This window comes from Stackebrandtia albiflava (assembly GCF_007994225.1).
GTDB classification, from domain to species: Bacteria; Actinomycetota; Actinomycetes; order Mycobacteriales; family Micromonosporaceae; genus Stackebrandtia; species Stackebrandtia albiflava.
The window spans coordinates 33,754-48,861 of record NZ_VLLL01000006.1 but is presented as its reverse complement, the minus strand read 5'-3'; the positions used below and the strand labels follow the sequence as shown (position 1 = coordinate 48,861).

General features: G+C 68.7%; 16 protein-coding genes. 8 read left to right on the top strand and 8 right to left on the bottom strand.

Annotated elements, in window-relative coordinates; all coding sequences use genetic code 11:
• Positions 1-98 precede the first annotated feature (98 nt).
• The 3 genes from LX16_RS10905 to LX16_RS10895 form a co-directional block, all read right to left on the bottom strand.
• Positions 99-752: an N-acetylmuramoyl-L-alanine amidase gene (locus LX16_RS10905; protein WP_147137614.1), complete on the bottom strand. Its 654-nt coding sequence runs from the start codon at positions 750-752 to the stop codon at positions 99-101.
• Positions 753-939: 187 nt separating this feature from the next.
• Positions 940-2,097 (bottom strand): hypothetical protein, encoded by a 1,158-nt coding sequence (locus LX16_RS10900; RefSeq protein WP_147137612.1) that lies wholly within the window; start codon positions 2,095-2,097, stop codon positions 940-942.
• Positions 2,094-2,417, bottom strand: coding sequence for a hypothetical protein (locus LX16_RS10895; protein ID WP_147137609.1), 324 nt, complete (start codon positions 2,415-2,417; stop codon positions 2,094-2,096). The genes LX16_RS10900 and LX16_RS10895 overlap by 4 nt, the downstream gene beginning before the upstream one ends.
• Positions 2,418-2,764: 347 nt before the next feature.
• Between LX16_RS10895 and LX16_RS10890 the strand changes: the two genes are divergently transcribed.
• From LX16_RS10890 to LX16_RS10880, 3 genes are all read left to right on the top strand, one after another.
• Entirely contained in the window at positions 2,765-4,276 is a 1,512-nt protein-coding gene (locus LX16_RS10890; protein ID WP_147137606.1) for a hypothetical protein, read from the top strand.
• Positions 4,277-4,371: 95 nt separating this feature from the next.
• Positions 4,372-5,859 carry a serine/threonine protein kinase gene (locus tag LX16_RS10885; protein WP_158645559.1) on the top strand — a complete coding sequence of 496 codons (1,488 nt, stop codon included), beginning with the start codon at positions 4,372-4,374 and terminating at the stop codon, positions 5,857-5,859.
• 152 nt (positions 5,860-6,011) lie between these two features.
• The gene (locus tag LX16_RS10880) at positions 6,012-6,353 is read left to right on the top strand and encodes a YciI family protein (RefSeq protein WP_147137600.1); all 342 of its coding nucleotides are present in this window, start codon (positions 6,012-6,014) and stop codon (positions 6,351-6,353) included.
• A 58-nt stretch (positions 6,354-6,411) separates the two neighbouring features.
• Here LX16_RS10880 and LX16_RS10875 read toward each other — a convergent pair whose 3' ends face one another.
• Together LX16_RS10875 and LX16_RS10870 are read right to left on the bottom strand one after the other, a co-directional pair.
• Positions 6,412-7,239 carry an FHA domain-containing protein gene (locus tag LX16_RS10875; protein WP_147137597.1) on the bottom strand — a complete coding sequence of 276 codons (828 nt, stop codon included), beginning with the start codon at positions 7,237-7,239 and terminating at the stop codon, positions 6,412-6,414.
• A 63-nt stretch (positions 7,240-7,302) separates the two neighbouring features.
• Complete coding sequence (locus LX16_RS10870) at positions 7,303-7,500, bottom strand: hypothetical protein (protein WP_147137594.1); 198 nt, start codon at positions 7,498-7,500, stop codon at positions 7,303-7,305.
• 161 nt (positions 7,501-7,661) lie between these two features.
• Between LX16_RS10870 and LX16_RS10865 the strand changes: the two genes are divergently transcribed.
• Positions 7,662-8,291 carry an SMI1/KNR4 family protein gene (locus tag LX16_RS10865; protein WP_147137591.1) on the top strand — a complete coding sequence of 210 codons (630 nt, stop codon included), beginning with the start codon at positions 7,662-7,664 and terminating at the stop codon, positions 8,289-8,291.
• Between the two features lie 199 nt (positions 8,292-8,490).
• Here LX16_RS10865 and LX16_RS10860 read toward each other — a convergent pair whose 3' ends face one another.
• On the bottom strand, positions 8,491-8,928 hold the full coding sequence (locus LX16_RS10860; protein ID WP_147137588.1) for a winged helix-turn-helix transcriptional regulator: 438 nt from the start codon (positions 8,926-8,928) through the stop codon (positions 8,491-8,493).
• A gap of 118 nt (positions 8,929-9,046) precedes the next feature.
• Here LX16_RS10860 and LX16_RS10855 point away from each other — a divergent pair, with 118 nt between their 5' ends.
• Together LX16_RS10855 and LX16_RS10850 are read left to right on the top strand one after the other, a co-directional pair.
• Positions 9,047-9,961, top strand: coding sequence for an NADP-dependent oxidoreductase (locus LX16_RS10855; protein ID WP_147137584.1), 915 nt, complete (start codon positions 9,047-9,049; stop codon positions 9,959-9,961).
• A gap of 122 nt (positions 9,962-10,083) precedes the next feature.
• Complete coding sequence (locus LX16_RS10850) at positions 10,084-10,737, top strand: hypothetical protein (RefSeq protein ID WP_147137579.1); 654 nt, start codon at positions 10,084-10,086, stop codon at positions 10,735-10,737.
• Between the two features lie 271 nt (positions 10,738-11,008).
• Here the strand turns inward: LX16_RS10850 and LX16_RS10845 are convergent, their stop codons facing one another.
• Both LX16_RS10845 and LX16_RS10840 read right to left on the bottom strand, forming a co-directional pair.
• A complete protein-coding gene (locus tag LX16_RS10845; protein WP_147137576.1) occupies positions 11,009-11,419 on the bottom strand; it encodes a hypothetical protein in 411 nt (136 codons plus the stop codon).
• Between the two features lie 487 nt (positions 11,420-11,906).
• On the bottom strand, positions 11,907-12,353 hold the full coding sequence (locus LX16_RS10840; RefSeq protein ID WP_158645558.1) for a macro domain-containing protein: 447 nt from the start codon (positions 12,351-12,353) through the stop codon (positions 11,907-11,909).
• A 207-nt stretch (positions 12,354-12,560) separates the two neighbouring features.
• Here LX16_RS10840 and LX16_RS10835 point away from each other — a divergent pair, with 207 nt between their 5' ends.
• Positions 12,561-14,153, top strand: a complete 1,593-nt coding sequence (locus LX16_RS10835) for a hypothetical protein (RefSeq protein ID WP_211354450.1) — start codon at positions 12,561-12,563, stop codon at positions 14,151-14,153.
• 86 nt (positions 14,154-14,239) lie between these two features.
• Positions 14,240-14,830 carry a GNAT family N-acetyltransferase gene (locus tag LX16_RS10830; protein WP_147137570.1) on the top strand — a complete coding sequence of 197 codons (591 nt, stop codon included), beginning with the start codon at positions 14,240-14,242 and terminating at the stop codon, positions 14,828-14,830.
• Positions 14,831-15,108: the final 278 nt, after the last annotated feature.

Here is a 15,108-nt window from a genome sequence, read left to right as displayed (position 1 = left end):
GAGTCCGCTGCCGGAGCCCGTCGCCGGGCGATGCGACGCACCGGCTGCACGGACCGTTGCCGGCGGCCACCTCCTGGCCGGTGGCCGCCGGCGTGGTCTCACAGGCCGAGGGCGTTGGCGATGCCCTGGGCGTGGCCGCGGGCGATGGCGGCGCGGAAGTCGGCGCGGGCGAGCAGTGCCGCGTCGGAGGCGCGGTCGATGAACAGGTTCTCGGTGAGGATCGCCGACATGCTCGTCTCGCGGAGGACGTGGAAGTTGGCGGTCTTGAGGCCGCGGTCGGTGACCGAGGCGACCGAACGCATTCCGGACAGGACGGCGGGGTGGAGGGCGCGGTGGATGTTGACGGTCCGGGAGCTGGTGGAGGTGTACCGGAAGCTCTCGAAGCCGGTGCCGCCGCCGGCGTTGATGTGGATGCTGACGAACAGGCTGGCGCCCCAGGAGTTGGCGTCGGAGCTGCGGTAGCTGAGGCTGCGGTAGATGTCGCTCGTGCGGGACATCCGCACGGTGACACCCCAGTTGTTGACCAGGAGGGTCCTGGTCCGCAGCGCGATGTCGAGCGTCAGGTTCTTCTCCTGCAGGCCGTTTCCGACGGCGCCGGGGTCGGAGCCGCCGTGGCCCGGGTCGAGGTAGACCTTGACCGCGTTGGTGCCGATCGGGTCGGCGAGGGCGGTACCGGCGGCCAGCGGCGCGGCCAGCAGACCCGCTGCGCCGAACATCAGGGCGCGGCGCCGGGAGATGGGGTTGCCGGACATGAAAACCTCTTTCTCGTGGGGTGGGTGTTTCATGCTGAGCACATGATGGCGAATAAATTCACATTCGTCAATCAGCTCGTAGATTCTCTACGGGCAGAGAGCACAGTGGACCGCCGGACGACGCCCGGATGCCCCCTCGGGCGTCGTCCGGCGGAGTCGGGACCGCGGTGGCCGTCGCCGACCGGGGTCAGTCGTCGGCCTCCAGGATGTCGTACGCCAGGTTCTCCCACTGCGCGTAGGCGTCGGGGTACGCGGAACGCTGGACCGCCTGGGCCGCCTCGGTGAGCTCCATGTCCTCCCAGCCGCGCACCCGCTGCAACTCGGTGTAGAACGCCTCCGCCGCGTACTCGACGTTCATGCACTCCTCGATGCTTCCCCAGCCCTGGCTCGGCCGTTGCTGGAACACACCGACCGAGTCGTGGTCCCGGCCGGTGCCTTCGTTGGGCACGTTCAGGGAGTCGGGCAGTCTCGTGTTGGCGAGGTTGCGGAAGTTGCTCTCCTGCATCGCCGTCGCGAGCGCGATGGCCTGGCCGCGTTCGCTGATGCCCAGGCGTTCGCCGACCGCGATGATGGTCGCGGCGTTGTTCATCTGCGCCTGGTTGAGCCCGCCGACCGGCTGGAGCGGGGCGTCGCCGCCGCCCGCGTCACCGCCGGCGGCCTGGTCGCCCTGGTCGCCCTGGCCGTCCTGACCGGTCTGACCGCCGAGGTCGTCGGGCCGGGGCTGCGGCACGGGGGCGTCCTCACCGGTGGGGAGCGTGTCCGGCCGGGGTTGCGGCACCGGGGCGTCCTCGCCGGTGGGCAGTGTGTCGGGCCGGGGCTGCGGTATCGGCACGTCGGCCTCGACGAGCCCGGCGAGTGCCGACTGCGCCCGCCGGTCGGCGTCGGTCGCCTGTTGCAGCGCCTGCCGGATCTGGTCGTGGACCTGATGCGCCCGGGAGACCGCGGCGTCCACCGCGGCCTGCGACGGATTCGGCCCCAGCCTTCCGTAGTCGATGGTGATGGTCCCGCCGCCGTCGATCATGCCGGGTATCGACGGCACCATGCCGATCGCCGATTCCAGGAGTTGCTTGGCCGCCTTGAGCGCCTGGGCGAGCTGCGAGACGATCTCGTCGAGGCGTCCATACTGGCCGGAGCTCTTCCGGTACTCGGCGGCGTCGCGGGCCAGCGAGTTCGTCGCCGCGACCGCGTCCGTGCCGGACCACATCCCGGACAGTGCCCGCTTGAGGCCGTCCGTCTCGCTGCCGAACTGTTCGAGCTCGGTGGCGAGTTTCCTCGCGTTGTCGGCGAATCCGAGCAGCGGATCCACCACCACCTGGCGGAGTCCCGCGAAGTCGACCATCGTCATCGACTCCCGTCGTCACAACCGACACCGGCGGGATCGAAGGCGGCGAACGCCCGCGCCTGCGCGATGTCGGTGACCCGGTGGCTGTACGCGGCGGTCATGACGTTGTCGCCGTTGGTGACCGAGGCCGCCGCGGTGGCCTCGGTGTTGGTGTACAGGCGTTCCAGCACCTGTCGCAGGGTGTGGACGGCCGACAGGCCGTCGTTTCCCTGGGTCGCCGCGCGCATCGGCCCCGCCATCCGGGTGAGGTACGACCGGGCGTCCTCACCGACGCGACGGATCCGGGTGCCGGTGCCGTGTACGCGTTCTTCGTCGATCTGCACGTGAGTTCCTTTCCACCGAACCGAGAGTGACGGTCGCGCCGGTTGCCGGCACTGCCACATGCACTCACGATAGAGCGGTGTGAGGGTTTGGAAAAGGTACTCAAGGCAATGATTTCCGTCGATGTCGGGGCATGGGATTCCAGCAGGTCACGTAGCAGGCAAAACGTTTGGCGTCCCGGTGAGAATTTTCCCGGAAATCCTCCGTCCTCTCAGGACGTGGATTCGCTCGCGGGACCGGTCCCGCGAGCGTCGTGGTGTGCTGACGGAAACCGCAACCGACGACCGGTCACGTGCCCGGAACGACCGGCCCGACCCGCCCACGCCCCGCATCGGTCAAGGAGCACCAGGTGTACCCGGCCATCCGCATCACGCCACCACCGCCCGACCCCACGGCCGTCGTCCTCGGCAACGCGACCCTCCTCGGCATCGGGTACCTGCTCCTGAGACGGTTCCGGTCGGCCGGGGTGTCGGTCGCGGTCACGCTGTGGGTGCTGGCGTTCATGTACGCCGAACCGGCGACACCGGCCTGGCGGTTCGTCCTGGCCGCGTGGTGGATCGGCAACGTCCTGCACGCCTGGTGGCTCACCAGGAACACGCCCGTCCACGGCACGGCCGACCTGACCGACCCGGACCGGACCCGGCGACTCCGCGCCTTCACCGCCGGTGTCGCGTGCCTGCTGTCGGCCATGGTCCTCGGCCTCCAGGCCGAAACCCGATCCACTGTGGACGCCGCCGCACGCGCTCACACCGACGGCGACTGCGAAAGCGTGACGTCCGCATTGGACGGACTTACCGCGCTGCACCGCATCAGTTCCGGCGAGGCCGCCGCCGTCGCGGACCGGGACCTGGCGGCGTGCCTGCTGCTGTCGTCCGCCGACGGCCAGAACCCGCTCGCCGCCGCGGCGACGCTGCGGGACTACCTCGACGATCCGGGCGCGCGATGGACGGGCGCCGGCCCGTGGCGCGCCGAGATCCTGCTCGGGCACGCCCTGCGGTCCCGGACACCGACGCCGCACCTCCAGGTCGCGTTCGACCAGTTGCGGGAGACGCTTCACGACGCCCCCGGGGAGTCCGACCGGGTCGAGGAGGTCGTGACCACGTTCCTCGCCGACCTCACCACGTCGGACGCGAGTTGCCGCGTGAGGACCATCAACGACTGGATCCGCGAACGGGACTGGCCGGCACCGGAACTGGCCCGCCCGATCGCCGCAGCCGCCGACGACGTTCCCGGGCCGCTGCTGGAGTGCGCCCGCGACCTCACCGATGCCGAGGACCTCGACGCGGCACAGGCCGCCTACACGCAGTTGCTCACGGAGTTCCCCGACCATTCGGGCGCCGGCGCCGCCGAAGACGAGCTGTACGACGTGGAGACCGCGATCCAGCGTGAGGAGGTGCAGGACCTGTTCACCACCGGCGACTACTGCGACTCCCCGGCGGCGTACCGGGGCGCCCCCGCCTACCGGGGCGACGGCCCCCACCCGGCGGAGTGGTTCGGCATCAACCCGCGCGGGTACGACTTCCCGGGCTCCTGGATCGCCGACGACGTCGACGACACCGAGCTGGTCGTGTGTGTCGACGGACCGGAACGCGGCCGCTACCAGGACACGTGCTTCTACGAGGCGGAACTGTCCCCGGTAGGTGTCACCTCGGTGAAGTTCTACGCCACGAAGTTCACCGTCACGGCCTATGAACTCAAGACCGGCGAACGGGTCGCGCGGTACACCGCGCACATCGGCGACCCGTGTCCCATGATCCTGTACTACGAGTCGTTCACCGGGATCGGCCACCCGCCGAGCGAAGTGGACTCCGACTACTCCGACGCCGACGTCCGGGGTGTCTTCGACCGGTTGATGGACTGAGTGTCTCGGCGGCGACCGTGACGTCACGCTGGGTGCTTCGTATGGCAGCCTTGAGGAGTAGAACGCTCGCCCGGTTCAGCCTCAAGGGAACGCCCATGGATGACACGACGTCGTCGACCTTCCTGCCCTGGTCGGAACTCACCGGACTGCTTCCGGGATACCGGTTGGATCAGGAACCGGTGAGCACCACCAACATGAGCCGGGTGTACCTGGCCGTCGACACCAGGCTTCACCACCGCAAGGTGGCGATCAAGATCATGGCCGACTACCTGGCCTCCCACGCCGGATACCGCAAACGGTTCCTGCGTGAGATCCAGTTGATGGCGGGCCTCGAACACCCCAACATCGCGTACATCATCACCGCCGCATCCGAAGAGGATCGTCTACTGTACTTCGTCATGCCGAGGGCGGAGGCGGACCTGCGCACCCGGTTGAAGGCCGGGCCGCTCGACCTGTCCGAGACGGCTCACACCGTCGGGCAGATCGCGGCGGCCCTCGACCACGCGCACGATCACGGCGTCCTCCACCGCGACGTCAAGCCCGGCAACATCCTGTTCGGGGCCGGCGGCCACGTCTACCTGAGTGACTTCGGCGTCGCCAAGACCAGGTCCGGCGAGGACCTCACCGCCGTGGGCGAGACCATCGGCACCCGCCGCTACACCGCGATGGAGGTCTTCAACGGTGAGACGACCGCACCGGAGCCCCGGACGGCCGGACTGCTCACCCCCGCCACCGCCGTCGAACGGGCCGGCGACGTCTATTCGCTGGGCGCGGTGCTCTACCACTGCCTGACCGGACGGCGTCCCTTCGACGAACTGGACGACATCGCCGCCGAGGCGGCCCAACGGGACGGCGGGGCTCCCCGTGTCACGGAGTCCCGGCCCGACCTGCCGGAGACGCTGGACACGGTGGTGGCGAAGGCCATGCACCTCGACCCCGCCGCGCGTTACCACACCTGCGAAGCACTCGCCTCAGACCTGAACCGTGCGATCGGCCGGTCCGGGGTGGGGCCGGTACCGGCATCGCGTGGCACCACCGTCACGGCGCTCGGTGCCTCGGACGACACTCCCCCCACCGTCGCGTCGAGTGGCCGTACGGCGGTCTCGGCGCCGCGACGGATCGGGATGATCGCGACGATGGTCGCCGCGGTGGTGGTGGCCTTCACGGCCGGCCTCTTCGTGCCCGACCGCGACGCCGACGGAGCCTCCGGTGCGGAGACCCCCACCGATCCCGCCTCCTCCGAAAGCCCCGCGGCCCCGGATGAGTCGGCACCGCCGCCGGTCACCGGTGACGAACAGGTCGAGCGGTACCCGATGGAGGGCGAATGCCTCATGGAGGCCGAGGACTACACCGTCGTCGCCTGTGACTCCCCCGAAGCCGACGAGTACGTGTTCAAGATCGTGACCGATCCCGAGGATCCCAACCCGAGCCAACCCGACCACGACGACGCCGCGTGGCTCGCGTGCGGCGGTGAGGGATTCGACTACCACTACTACTGGCGTGACTCGGCCATCGCCGTCGGCCGCGAGTGGGACCCGGAGACCGACCGGATCTACTACTTCATCTGCTACCGAAACCTCTGAGCCGAACCGCGTGACACCGGCCCGAACCGCGCGAACACCCCACCGGAAAAAACTTCGAAGATTCTTCTGCCGGAGTGTCGAATCCGATGCCGGGTGTTCGTCGTGTGGGTGTCCGGTGAGAGACACCGGGACACACTCGAAGGAGAAGTCGGATGCAGTACATCATGTGGCACCAGGCCAGCGCGGAGTCCGAGGCCGGCACGCCCCCCACCCCCGAACTGATGGAGGAGATGGGCCGGTACATGGCCGAGGTCGCCGCCGCCGGTGTCCTGGTGTCGGCCGGTGGTTGTCTACCCAGCTCGCACGCGGTCCGGATCACCTCCGAGGGCGGCGATATCACCACCGTGGACGGTCCGTTCGCCGAGACGAAGGAGTTGATCGGTGGTTTCGGGATCATCGACGTGGAGACGAAGGAGGAGGCGGTGGAGTGGGCGCGTAAGTTCTGGAAGGTCGCCGGCGACGGCACCGGCTACATCGCCCCAATGTTCGGCTGAACCGCGAACCTCCGCGTACGGCCGCCCGGCTTCCGGGCGGCCGTCGCCGGGCCCGTGCTCAGTCCTCGAGCAGCCGCAGGTCGTTCGGCGTCAACGTGGCGCTCTGCAGCATCTCCCGCACCAGATTGTCGTTGAGCGCGTTGCCCAGCGGCTCACCGATCGAATCGTCCCGCAGCAGCCCCGCCACCGGCCGGGGATAGCCCGGAGTGGAGAGCCGCTCCCTGACCTTCGCCACCACCCGGGCGACCGACCTGTCGTTCCATTCCCGATCGGTCGCTGACGACCGGTTCAGGTCGTTCGCGATGTCCTGCCAGGTCTGCGGCCGTGGCCGTGGCAGGTCCAGCAGGTACCGGCGAGCCATGGACGTCAACACCAGCCGTTCGACACCACTCAACCGGTGGACCGTCGACACCGAGGTCTCGTCGTCGGTGTCGCAGTCGGGGCCGGTCCGTTTCCCACCGATCAACCGGATCTCCAGCGAGTGGACACGGTCCTCCGGATCCCCGACGAACACCGGCGTGTAACTCGCGCTGATCACGCGTTCCTGACCGCTCAGCAGCAGCGAGTTCCCCGGGAACACCATCGGCAACCGGCCGTCGTTACGGACCGTCCACTCTTCACCGTGACAGGTGAGGCGGCCCTGGCGGCGGCTGATCTGCCGGTCGTCCACCCCGAGCGGGATGTGGACGTCGTCCTCCTTGCGCCCGAAGAGCAGTTCGAAGCGGCGCGGCGGGACTGCCCACCCACCACCGGCACCGAGGGCGAACAGCGTGCCCCTGGGGGCGGTCGGCAGATCCTTCGCGCCCTCCGGCGCCCGGGGCACGCCCGCGGCCAGGCTGCGTACCCAACCGGGGAGGATCTGCGGTGCGAAGTCGGTGGCTGCCATGGTGTTTCCTCTCCTACGCCGAACGATTCAATTGTGCTCCGGGAACCCCGGGACCCCTCCCGATCAGGTCGTCTCCACCGGCGGCTGAATCAGGCCCAACTCCGCGAACAGGCCCCGACACCAGTCCAAGGCCGACTCCAGGGTCTCCCACTGCCGGTGCTGCGGTTCGAGATGAGGGAAGACGTACGGTTCACCGATCTCGGCGGGCAGATCGTCGGGCCGGCACGAGAACGGCGGGGCACCGTACGCCGCCACCGTCATCGTGTCGGCTCCTCCTTCTCGCGCGCGACGGTTTCCGATTCCGTTGATATGCCGGAGGAGCCGGGACCGGTACCGCGTCGCCGTCGCCCGCGCGGCGCCCGTCTCCTCGGAAACCGTCACCGTGGGCGCCGCGACTGGACCGGTGGCCGCATGATGTCCACATGAACCCCGGTTTTCCGTCCCCGGTGGCCGACTCCTGGCGTCGCATCGACACCTGGCTCGCGACCCACGCGCCCGAAAGCCTCGCGATGCTCAACCCTCCCGCGTCACCGGAGGACGTGGCAGCAGCCGAGGAGGCCGTCGGCATCGCCTTCCCGGCACAGCTCAGGGAGTCCCTGGCCGTCCACGACGGCATATCCGGCTGGGCGAACCTGTTGCCGGAGGCCGACCCGGTGCCGACCGCTCACATCGCCCGACTGTGGCGGCGATGGACGGACTTCGCCGAGGACGTACCGCCGGAGGCCGGCCGTGAACCCTGGTGGCACTCACTGTGGATCCCGTGGGCCGAGTCCGCCGGTGGTGACCTGGGAGTCGTCGACATGCGCCCCGGTGCCGGTCAGGGCCGGCTGGGCACGGCGGTCCACGACGACTGCGGTGACTTCACCGGGGGCTGGCCGGACCTGGCGACCTACCTCGGCGCCGTGGCGCGGGTGCTGTGGGAGGGCGGCGACGTGGCCGGACACCGGGCGTACCTCACGGTCGACGACCGGTTGTGGTGGTCGTACGGCGACCGGGCGGTGGAACTCAACGGGCAACCCCTCCGGCCCGCCCCGACCGGCCCCGCGACCTGATTCCGATCGGCCCGGCCCGCACGGCCTCGCCACCTCGGTCCGCTTGGTCCCCGCCGGGTCGCGCCTGGTCCGCGCCGACGGGGTCGGTGCACGCCTGTGGCGACCCGTTCCCGGGCGGGTCCCACAACGCGGCGGGGACCAAGCGGAATGTGGGTACCGCCGCAACCACCGACCGGCGCGGGAACGGTCGCCGGCCCGGTCAACCCCGGGTGTCGTAGTCCTCGCGGTTGGCCAGCACCTCACCCATGTGCTCTTCGGCCCAACTCTTGACGCCGCCGATCACGCGCTGCAGCGACAGACCGAGTCCGGTCAGTTCATAGCTGACCGTGACGGGGACGGTCGGGGTGACGGTGCGCGTCACCAGCCCGTCCCGTTCAAGGGACCGCAGCGTCTGGGTGAGCATCTTCTGGCTCACCCCGGCCAGCTGCCGGGCCAGCTCGGAGTACCGCATCGCCTGCGGGCCGTCACCGGGCCGCTGCCGACCGTGCGGGCAGCTGCCGCCGAGCGCCGCCAGGACCAACGCGACCCATTTGTCGGAGATCCGGTCGAGCAGTTGGCGACTGGGACAACCCGCCAGAAACGCGTCGTACTCCGCCTTCGCCTGTGCCCGCTTCTGGGCCGCCGTCGTCGTCGGCATGACCGGTCCTCCTACCGCCGGATGGGTTACGCACTTTCAGGTGCCTACTTCCCAATCGGAAGTACCGCCAGCATAGTGGAGCGAGACGACCTATTACACCCCCGACAGGAGTCGAACCTTGAGCACGTCCACATTCCGCACCGCCGTCGTTCGCAACCCGAACGGACCCGATTCGATCGAGATCATCGACGTACCGGTGACCGAGCCCGGACCCGGCGAGGTGCGCGTCCGGGTCGCCGCGGCGGCGGTCAACCCGGTCGATCTGGGAGTCGCCGGCGGCTTCTTCCACCAGATGGGCCTGATCGACCAACCGCACCACACCGGTCTGGGCTGGGACTTCGCCGGAACCGTCATCGCCGTCGGTGACGGCGTGGACCTGGCGGTGGGCACCCGTGTCGCCGGAATGGTCGGCGGCTTCGACCGGGACTTCGGCACCTACGCCGAACAACTCGTCGTACCCGCCACCGACCTCGCCGTCGTCCCCGACGGGCTCGACCTGGTCGAGGCGTCCACCGTGCCCGCCAACGGATTGACCGCGGCGCAGATCCTCGACCTGCTCGGTGACGCCCCCGCCACCGGCGCCCGCCTGCTGGTGACCGGCGCGGCCGGTGCCGTCGGCGGGTACGTGGCCGCGCTCGCGCCAGACCGCGGTTGGCGGGTGACCGGCCTGGCCCGGGCGACCGACGAGGAGTTCGTCCGAAGTACCGGAGCCGACTTCACCACCGACACCGCACCGGGTTGGGACGCCGTGGCCGACACCGCCGTACTACCGCAGGCGTTGGACCTGGTGCGCGACGGCGGCACCCTCGTGGGAGTACGGCCGGGCGCCGCACCGGAGGCCGAACGCGGCATCACCGTGCACGTCGTCAACGTCCACGCCGACGCCGCCCGGTTGAGCGACCTCCTCGCCCGCACCGCGTCCGGCGAACTCGCGGCACGCGTGCACACGGCCGTGCCGTTGGATCAGGTCGCCGACGCCCACCGGGCGGTCGCCAAGGGCGGCGTACGCGGCCGCTACGTTCTGCGTCCGTGAACGCCCGCGGCGGCGGGGCACCCGACGGGGTGTCCCGCCGCCGGTGACGGTGACCTCCCCGAGCCAGGTGCGGCGTGACCGGGGTCATCGCGGCGGACGCGGGAAGGGGCGACACTGGCCGGATGGAACGAACCGTGAACCGGACGCCGGACCGGGTGGTGATCAGAGACCGCATCCCGCTGTCGGCGTGGCTGTGGGCGGCCGCCGGGATCGTGATCGTGGGCGTCACGGTGCTGGCGATGATCGCGGCCGGTGGCGACGACGTCATGGTGCGAGACCGGTACGCCGTCTGGGAGAGGGAGACCTGGGCGTGGACGGTGCCGTTGTACGCCGGAGTGGCGGCCGTCGGTTACCCGCTGGTGTTCGTGATCTTCAGGTTCCGGCGCCTGATCGCGTTGGTGTGCGACCGGGACGGGATCGTGTTGCGGGACCGTTCCCGGAGGCGCGTCCGTTGGACCGAGATCGATCGACTCGTGGTGTGGCGGCGCAGGACCAGACGTCTCGGTGTTCCCGGATGGGCGCCGCAGGTGGGTGTGGTGCTCGCCGGTGACCGCGCCCGGAACTTCCAGCGGGAGGCCGCCGGCCGCACCTGGTCGGCGGCGGACCTGCGGCCGAACGGGGTTCCCGAGTGGTTGCCGGGAGGGATCCAGAAGCACAGCGTCCGGTTGTCGCCGGCCCGCGCGAAGGACCTGGCCGCGGCGGTGGCACGGTATGCGCCGTCCGTGCCCGTGATCGACGCCCGCGACCCGGGCGGCGGCGAGCGGGTCGCACCGTGACCGGTGAATCGGTGAATCGGTGAATCGTCTCGTCCGGAGGTGGTCCGGGCCGTCGTACCGGAGGCCGCGCGGCCGTATGACCGATCCGTATTTTCAGTCCACAATGAATGATTGGACGTGCCATTTTCTCAATCGATCACCGTGAATAGATAAACGATTCCCGGAATCCGGATGAATGGGCGTTCGAGTATCGTCTGGGGATTATCGAGGCGCACCCGTACATCACCCGGGCCGACCCGGGCGATGTACGGGTGCATAATGCGATGTTCCCTTATTCGCGGAAGGGGTCGTAGTCACAGTTGGTGTAGTTGCGGGGCACCCCGTTCCAGCAGATCTTCAGGCGATAGGCGTCCCTGTCCTCGATCGTGACGTCGAAGTGGAACGTGTCGCAGCCGGGGTCGCCGCCGTCCTCTTGAGACTTTCGGGTTATCCAGCTGCCGCTGATGTATTCCTGCAGGGCGCCGTACACGCCGTGGCCGTCGACATTGGTGTCGCAGACCCTGAAGTCATCACCGTTGTCGACGTGCGTGATGCAGCCTCGCTCGGCTCCCGAGATCGACACGCACTCGACGGTGTCGCCCTGGACGGTGAAGTCGGCGAGCGCGGTGCTCGATGCACCGAAGATCATCGCGAAACACATGGCGGCCACCAACGCGGCGCGTGAGAACGTTCTCCTGAACACGGTTCTCTCCTTTGAAACGGGTGTGGATTCACCGATCCCGGGGCAGCGTTCATCAACGGAGGTTCCGAGTGAATCGGGTCGTCCGTGGGAGGTCTACTGATTTGTGGCAGGTGACAGGCGGCTGTCGGGCGGCTAGATCCAGAACATTTCAGACCCTATGTGGCCGCGAGAGTACCTGTCAAGTCACCGAACGCATTCGTATGGGCGAATTATGTTGTGCCCCAAGGGATATCGGGCATGAAGTTCTGGTGTCTCATGAGGACGAAGCTGGTGCCCGGGTCGAATCCGCCGGTCGCGACCGTCGGCCGGTCCCGCTTGGTCCTCGCCGTGGCGGCCGGTCCGAGCGTGAAACGGTGTGATCCCGGGCGGGTCGCCTCATCCGCCCGGGACCGAGAACGGCCCGGCGGGGGCCAAGCCAGAGGGGACAGTCCGGGCAGACGAACGGGCACGGTGCCCGCCGACCGTGAACCGGTCACCGGAGGCGGTGTCACGTCCCGGCCGGCGCGTACAACCGCACCGTGACCTCCAGCGTGCCCAGCTTCTCCCGGGTCAGGGCCTCCACCTCCGGCCAGGGCAGACCGCCCAGCCCGGCGCCCAGGGCGGGCACCGCGACGCTGTCCACCGGCGTGCGTTCGAGGAAGTCGACGAGACCGTCCAGGCCCGCCGCGACGTCCTCCAACCGGGAGGCCGCCCGCCAGTGCCGTTTCGTGGGGAGGTTCACGACCCACCGCGCGTGCGGGATGGGAACCGCCAGGACGGTGCCGACCCGCAGCTCGCCCCGTTCGCAGGCCCGCCGGTACGCGGCGAAGTTCTCCGGGTAGGCGCGCTTGAACTGGGCGGCCAACCCCCGGCCCATCACACCCACGACGTTGACCGGATTCACCAGCACGTCCGCGTCGTCTTTCAACAGGTCCCCACCGACCAGTGCGATCACACCACCACATCCCCTCGTACCCGACATACACAGGAATACCAACCCCGTGCGACACCGCGAACCGGAACAGAGTCGCCTTCATGACTGCGGGGACGCATGAACCCTGATAGAACGCGAACGGGACGCGCACCCGGAGCCGTCGCGACTCGCCTGGGGCGGTCGTCCATGTATGTGCCACCGCACACGACGCGACCCTGAGGAGTCGAGATGAGCGTGTTGTATCGGGCGGTCTGGTCGGACACACCGACCTCGGGAACCGCGGAGCTGTTGAATCATTACCGTGACTGTGTGGCCGCGTGGGCGCAGGCCACGCGGGAACCCGTTTCGCTGACCGTGGGGAGAAGCGAGTTCGCCCTGTCGCAGGGACGTCGGAGGTTCGTCAACTACCGCGCCGTCGGTTCCGAGGCATTCGAGGTCACCGTCAGCGATGACACTCCCGCCGACACCACGGAGTGGACGACCGTGATCCGTGTCGTGGCCGATGAGGATAGACTGCACACCCTCGTGGAGACCGGGATGGAATCCGACGACTTCACGCAGCGCGCTTCGGTGGGAAGACCACGGGTGGTTCACGATCTGCTGGTAGCGGCCGCCAAACCCACACCCGGCCGGGGACGGCTACTGACCGCGCCTGAGCCGGTTCCCGCCGAGGGCATCGACATCGTCATCGACCTGTTGGCGGACCCCGACCGGACCCTTCCCGTGATAGTCGGTTCGGAACCGTGGGGTGTTCACGACGGCAGTTGGTTGAAGTGGGCCAGGGACATCGCGTCACGTGTCCAAGGGGTGGCCGTCGTCCTGACTCTCGATACGAACGCCGTCGAGGTATTCAAACGAGAACTCGGTACCCTCGCGACCTGGGGCGGCGGCATCCGCGTCTACGCCCCCGTCCCCGTCATGCCGGACACGGACGGTTGGCGGCACAGGTACTACCCGAGGTCGCGGCTGGAAACGGTGAATCAGCTGACCATCGACCGCATCGTGTACTCCGTCGCCCAACTGTCGGTCACACGTCGGATCCCCAAGGTGTTCGGCGTGTTCGCCGAGCGGAATGAACGGCCCACCGGCATACCGGACGGCATGGTCCCGATCGCTGACCTACAGCGAGAGCGGGAGGAGTGGGAGTTCCAGCACGAACTCGATAGGGATGAGCTCAGCATCCTGGAGGAGGAGCTCAGCCGCGCCAACGGACACCTGTCCCGGCTCAAGAAGGAGTTGCTCTCCCGAGGGCTCGGGGGGCTGCTGTGGGGCACCGAATTCGTGGTGGACGAGGACTCCGCGATTCCCGATCAGGTTCAGGACACCTCCAGTGCCGTGAGCGAGGCGCGACGCCACCTTTCGGAATGGCTCGCCATCCCGGACTCGGCTGAGCGGGAACTCGGCCACATCGATACCGGCAACGAGTCCCACCCCTGGGCGAAGAGCGCATGGCGTGGTCTCCGAGCGTTGGCGGCCTACGCCGAGGATCGCGCCAACGGTTGGAGTAACGGCGGATTCTGGGAATGGTGCGTCACGGGGCCGGTACTGGGCTGGCCGGCTACACCGAAGAAGCTCTCGATGAAGGAGAGCGAGACGGTTCACAAGAACGAGAAGCTGCGCAGGAAACGGGTATTCAAAGTAGACAGCGCTGTGGACCCCTCCGGGGAGATTGCGATGTTCGCCCACCTGAAGATCGCTGAGGGCGGTGGTCGTCTCGCGCCCCGCATCTACTTCCACGACGATACCGGCGGCACCACCCGCAAAGTACATATAGGATTCATCGGGCCACATCATCTGATTCCCAACAAGTCGACGAACTGAACGGCCGCCCGCCCGCGTGAAAACCGGGTGACACGACCGGAGCCGGCTCCTATCCTGAGCCCCCGACCGCCGACCGAGAGGGAAGCATGCCTTTCACATTGGACACCGTCCCCGAGGGCGTGAGGACCGGCGACTTCATCCTCCGGCCGATCACCGCGGCCGACGCCGAACTCGACCACGCGGCCGTCATGGAGAGCCGGGAGTACCTGCGGGGGTGGGAACAGGACGGCGGGTGGCCCACCGACGACTTCACCGTCGACGCCAACCGGGAGGACCTGGACGGGCTCGAACGGCGGCACGCCGAAGGCCGCGCGTTCACCTACACGGTGATGGACCCGGCCGAGACCGAATGTCTCGGCTGCGTCTACTTCATGCCCACCGACGTGCGCTCCTTCACCACGGCCCGCATCACCCCGGTCGGTGAGGAACGTTGGGAAGACTACGAAGCGGCCGTCTACTTCTGGGTCCGCAAGTCGCGGCTCGGCACCGCCACCGACCACGCCCTGCGCGACACACTGCGGTCCTGGCTGGCGAAGGACTGGAACCTCCGAGGCCACCTGTTCGTGACCAGTGAACTGTTCACCCAGCAGGTCGAGGCGTGGGAGAGCGGCGGCCTGCGGCGTCGCTTCACGATCGAGGAATCCGGCAAGCCCGGCCGCTACCTCGCGTACCTGTAGACCGCACGGCCGGGCCGGCGGTAACGCTGCGGCCCGGCCACGAGGTGTCACCAGGCGGGTTGGTGGCCGATCGGTGCGGGGTATGGCCGAGTGGTGTGCCGGTACGGCCTGGTGACCGGTCGGCTGAGTCGCCGCATGTTGCGGGTGGCCAGGTGTAGGGCGTGGGTGTATGCGGGTCGGTGTCTGCCTTTGGGTCGGTGTGGTGCTCTCGGGTAGACGACTTTGGACAGGCTGGACAACAGGTCGGTGGCCCAGAGGTAGGGGGCGCAGCCTCTTGT

What these genes read in the sequence shown, in the direction of transcription:
- LX16_RS10905 (WP_147137614.1), bottom strand. Translation starts at nt 752, where the DNA reads ATGTCCGGCAACCCCATCTCCCGGCGCCGCGCCCTGATGTTCGGCGCA.
- LX16_RS10900 (WP_147137612.1), bottom strand. Translation starts at nt 2,097, where the DNA reads ATGACGATGGTCGACTTCGCGGGACTCCGCCAGGTGGTGGTGGATCCG.
- LX16_RS10885 (WP_158645559.1), top strand. Translation starts at nt 4,372, where the DNA reads ATGGATGACACGACGTCGTCGACCTTCCTGCCCTGGTCGGAACTCACC.
- LX16_RS10880 (WP_147137600.1), top strand. Translation starts at nt 6,012, where the DNA reads ATGCAGTACATCATGTGGCACCAGGCCAGCGCGGAGTCCGAGGCCGGC.
- LX16_RS10875 (WP_147137597.1), bottom strand. Translation starts at nt 7,239, where the DNA reads ATGGCAGCCACCGACTTCGCACCGCAGATCCTCCCCGGTTGGGTACGC.
- LX16_RS10870 (WP_147137594.1), bottom strand. Translation starts at nt 7,500, where the DNA reads ATGACGGTGGCGGCGTACGGTGCCCCGCCGTTCTCGTGCCGGCCCGAC.
- LX16_RS10865 (WP_147137591.1), top strand. Translation starts at nt 7,662, where the DNA reads ATGAACCCCGGTTTTCCGTCCCCGGTGGCCGACTCCTGGCGTCGCATC.
- LX16_RS10860 (WP_147137588.1), bottom strand. Translation starts at nt 8,928, where the DNA reads ATGCCGACGACGACGGCGGCCCAGAAGCGGGCACAGGCGAAGGCGGAG.
- LX16_RS10850 (WP_147137579.1), top strand. Translation starts at nt 10,084, where the DNA reads ATGGAACGAACCGTGAACCGGACGCCGGACCGGGTGGTGATCAGAGAC.
- LX16_RS10835 (WP_211354450.1), top strand. Translation starts at nt 12,561, where the DNA reads ATGAGCGTGTTGTATCGGGCGGTCTGGTCGGACACACCGACCTCGGGA.
- LX16_RS10830 (WP_147137570.1), top strand. Translation starts at nt 14,240, where the DNA reads ATGCCTTTCACATTGGACACCGTCCCCGAGGGCGTGAGGACCGGCGAC.